Source organism: Cytobacillus oceanisediminis (assembly GCF_004366035.1).
In the GTDB taxonomy this organism is placed as follows: domain Bacteria; phylum Bacillota; class Bacilli; order Bacillales; family Cytobacillaceae; genus Cytobacillus; species Cytobacillus oceanisediminis_C.
In genome coordinates, this window is record NZ_SOEE01000043.1 from 2,153 (window position 1) to 3,494 (window position 1,342).

Annotated in this window: 3 protein-coding genes and 1 pseudogene; all 4 read left to right on the plus strand. The window is 36.1% G+C overall.

The window, feature by feature from the left end:
* Positions 1-169 (plus strand): annotated as a pseudogene (locus DFO72_RS28940) (stage V sporulation protein AD); the annotation flags it as partial.
* Complete coding sequence (spoVAE, locus tag DFO72_RS28945) at positions 166-516, plus strand: stage V sporulation protein AE (protein WP_134177344.1); 351 nt, start codon at positions 166-168, stop codon at positions 514-516. The pseudogene DFO72_RS28940 and the gene spoVAE, both read left to right, overlap by 4 nt.
* Before the next feature lie 12 nt (positions 517-528).
* Positions 529-735 (plus strand): DUF1657 domain-containing protein, encoded by a 207-nt coding sequence (locus DFO72_RS28950; RefSeq protein ID WP_134177346.1) that lies wholly within the window; start codon positions 529-531, stop codon positions 733-735.
* A gap of 26 nt (positions 736-761) precedes the next feature.
* A partial coding sequence (locus tag DFO72_RS28955; protein WP_134177348.1) for a DUF421 domain-containing protein occupies positions 762-1,342 on the plus strand: 581 nt, incomplete at its 3' end.

Sequence of the window (1,342 nt, forward strand, 5' to 3'; positions counted from 1 at the left end):
CTCAGTTGTTTACGGTCATTTGCTCAATCGAATGAAGGCTGGTGAATTTAAGAGGTTGTTGGTAGTAGCTACTGGTGCACTTCACTCCCCTCTTACGTTTCAACAGAACGAAACCATTCCTTGTATTGCTCATGCAGTTTCAATTGAGTTAGGAGGATTGGAAGCATGATCTATTTTTGGGCATTTGTTATTGGTGGCCTCATTTGTGTCATTGGCCAGATTATGTTTGATGTTTTTAAACTGACACCAGCTCACACTTTAAGCACGTTAGTTGTAATTGGAGCGATTTTAGACGGCCTTAATTTATATGAGCCTTTGATTGATTTTGCAGGAGCAGGAGCAACAATTCCAATTACAAGCTTTGGTAATTCCCTTGTTCACGGTGCTATGCAAGAAGCAGAGCAGCATGGACTCGTAGGAGTCATTACAGGGATGTTTGAAGTAACAAGTTCAGGTATTTCAGCTGCCATTATTTTTGGATTTTTAGGTGCTCTGATCTTTAAACCAAAAGGTTAACGGAGGTCTTTTATGACAGTGGGATCACAAGTAAAACAATGTCTTTCAAATATAAAAAGCATTGATGCTAGTCTATCGAGACTAGCAATCATATCTCAAGATGAAGAAGCAAAAAGAACTTTTCATGAAATGATGATGATAATGGAAGAGGTAAAAGACGATTTAAAAAAACGTGTAGGTCAATTAGAGATGGAAGAATTACAGTACAAAGGTTTTTGATATTTAGTTGTAAGAGGTGAATACTGATGGATTGGACAGATGTTGTTTTAAGGTCAACTTTATTTTTAGTTCTATTGTTTTTTATGACAAAATTTTTAGGCAAAAAGCAGTTGTCAGAACTATCCTTTTTTGAATATGTAGTAGGAATTACAATCGGGGGTATTGCTGTTGAAGTCACAATGGGTCTTGAAAAAAGTATATGGCATGGTGTGCTTGGAGTTTTAATATTCGGTTTTGTTCCTTTTTTAGTAGGACTAATTTCGTTAAAAAACAAAAAGTTCCGTGACTATATTGAAGGGAAAGGAACTATCTTCATTAAAGATGGAAAAGTAATGGAAGATAATTTAAAGAAAGAAAGATATACAACTGATGAACTCTTAGAACTTCTACGTAAAAAAGATGTATTCCAAGTTGCGGACGTTGAATTTGCTGTTTTAGAACCAACAGGTGATTTAAATGTCCTATTAAAAAAGGAAAATCGACCCATTACAGCTAAAGATCTCGGTTTGATAACTCCTTCTGAAAAAGAGCCTCAAACCGTTATTATGGACGGCGAGGTGTTAGATGAACCACTTTCAACAGCTGGAAGAAATCGTCGTTGGCTAGA

Excerpts from the sequence above, each read along its gene's own strand:
- spoVAE (WP_134177344.1), top strand. The coding sequence starts at position 166 with ATGATCTATTTTTGGGCATTTGTTATTGGTGGCCTCATTTGTGTCATT.
- DFO72_RS28950 (WP_134177346.1), top strand. The coding sequence starts at position 529 with ATGACAGTGGGATCACAAGTAAAACAATGTCTTTCAAATATAAAAAGC.